This window comes from Caballeronia terrestris, assembly GCF_001544515.1.
Lineage (GTDB): Bacteria > Pseudomonadota > Gammaproteobacteria > Burkholderiales > Burkholderiaceae > Caballeronia > Caballeronia terrestris.
Window position 1 is genome coordinate 1 of sequence record NZ_FCOL02000292.1, and the last position, 2,192, is coordinate 2,192.

General features: G+C 59.5%; 2 protein-coding genes. Both read left to right on the top strand.

The features are described 5' to 3' along the window. Positions 1–401 precede the first annotated feature (401 nt). Positions 402–869: an antitoxin PaaA2 family protein gene (locus tag AWB67_RS36680; protein ID WP_087660724.1), complete on the top strand. Its 468-nt coding sequence runs from the start codon at positions 402–404 to the stop codon at positions 867–869. Next, positions 866–1,159, top strand: coding sequence for a type II toxin-antitoxin system RelE/ParE family toxin (locus tag AWB67_RS36685; RefSeq protein ID WP_087660723.1), 294 nt, complete (start codon positions 866–868; stop codon positions 1,157–1,159). The genes AWB67_RS36680 and AWB67_RS36685 overlap by 4 nt, the downstream gene beginning before the upstream one ends. Positions 1,160–2,192: the final 1,033 nt, after the last annotated feature.

Here is a 2,192-nt window from a genome sequence, read left to right on the forward strand (position 1 = left end):
CCTTTGAAGACACAATGACGCTAATCATCGGCGAGTTTGAGGGTTACAATTAGGATAACAAATAAACGTCGCTAAATCGCTTTACGACCATCCCATCACGCGTCGGCAGTTCATCAAGCGCATTCGGCCCAAGACGATCGCGGCGGTGGCGAAGTCGCTGCGATCTCCGCCATAACTCTCCCGATCGCCTGTCGTCGCCGCCTGGTGCCGCCTTGCAGGTTATGCGCCGCGATCCGGTTGCTAGCCTCAGTGTCGTGTCAAAGCCAGATTCAAATGTCTGCTGTTGTCTGTCTGTCTGTCGTGAGCGACACGACGGCGTTATGACAAGTATCGACACTTACGACAGTCATGCGATCCACATGTTACTATTAGTCGTGGAAACCTCATCAAATGAGCGCATGATGAAAACTCTCGACGTGTCACAGGCCACCGCCGCCGCCGAGGCTGGAGGGGTGCTTAATGCTGTCTTGCGGGCCGACGGCGCCCAGTTTTTTATCGAGCTGGAAACCCGCACCGCCGGCACCGCCGTGCTGGTCACTTCCAACAATCGGCGGCCGCGCGCCTTCCGCAACCCCATTAAGGCGCTCGAAGTGATCCGTGACCTCGGCGTGCAGAATGGGCGCTTTTCGCTAGAGGCATGGCGACCCGACGAAGCGGAGGTCGATCGACAGAGCCGACCGGATCGTGCGGAGGCCATGAAGCAGACTCACTCGAACGCGGCCGCCTATGAAAAGTGGTTCCGTGAACAGGTGCAGGAATCGTTGGACGATCCCCGACCGAACGTCCAGCATGCACAGGTGCAAAAAGAGATGGCCGACAAGAAGGCCGCCTTGCGCAAGCGGATCTCAGCCCGCGGGGCTAAATCTTGATCGTTGAATGGCGCGTGAGAGCGAGCGAGGACCGCAACAACATCTTTGACTACATCGCCGAGGACAACCCCACCGCCGCGCTCGAGCTGGACGACGAAATAGAAAAGAGGACGGACGCCCTGCCCGATCATCCTGAGCTCTACCGCATCGGTCGCGTGCGCGGCACGCGCGAAATAGTGTTGGCGCCCAATTACGTGCTGGTGTATCGAATCCTGAAGCGAAAGGCCGTCATCGAGATTGTGCGTATCGTCGGCGCAAGGCAGAACTATGGACGGCGGGTGAAGGCATGACGAGCGGCAGCACCTGGGTGATGTCGCCGGTTCGCGTTGTCAGCGGAAGGGGCGGTAAGACATCTACCGCGCGAGCATGCTTATGAGACGGTGCTTGGCCATCGCCGCCTGTAATGTCATCAGCCACATGCTTTCCTGATTCACGTCCTCGCTCATTTGCTGCTTGCGTTCGTCCTCGTCCAAGAGAAACGAACGCCGGTTCCGACGTTCTATTCCTTTATGTCGAATTTTAACATTGGTGATGTCGCGACCAGGTCAGAAAATCGCCGTAAGGACGTGCTCGCGGCCGTACGGGCATTCTTGGGGCAACACCGCCGCAGAAAGCCTGTTGTGTCGCGCGCATTCTTCCGTGCAATGTCCTACGTCTGGGCATATGTTGCATGCCAGTTTCCGTCGAGACTTGGCCCATCTTGGAGCAGGCCCGACGGCATCGGCCGACGCGGCGGACCGCTCACCGAATACTTCCGCAAGATCGGCCCGGTGGCGGCTTGCCGCGTATGAGATTAGGGCGCGCCGGATGCGGCCTAGCGCGCCACGCGCGGATGCTTTCGGTGCCTTGCGGTCCTCCAAATAGGCGCGCGACGGCGGCACGAGCGTCGAGCCCGGTGTACCAGGCACGCAGCGCGGCCACTTCGGCATCGTCCGGGAAGGCGATGGGATGGGTCTCACGCGTTTTCATGCTCGCCAGTTTGGGTCAAAAACAGCGATGGATAGATAAGGTTATTTATCAGTCTAGCCGCATCCGCGGGCCCGGGCCATTGCACTCAGCCGTCCCGATTTCTATCGCGGTCAGCCCGTGTGGTGCGCCACGCCGGCGGCGGCAGACCGACCCATTGCTGCCGACCGGGTTCTTAGGGTTACGATGGCTCATATCGGAGTGAACCGGTCATCCCGCATCGGCGGGTTGTCACGCAGACCGCCCTCTGCAGCAGTGCGGCAAATGAGCCGCGAGAATCAAATAGGTGCCGCGCTCAGGCTAATCGGCCTTGCTCACCAAGCTCCACGAGGGTATCAACGACGTGCCGTACTTTTG

Excerpts from the sequence above, each read along its gene's own strand:
- AWB67_RS36680 (WP_087660724.1), top strand. The coding sequence starts at position 402 with ATGAAAACTCTCGACGTGTCACAGGCCACCGCCGCCGCCGAGGCTGGA.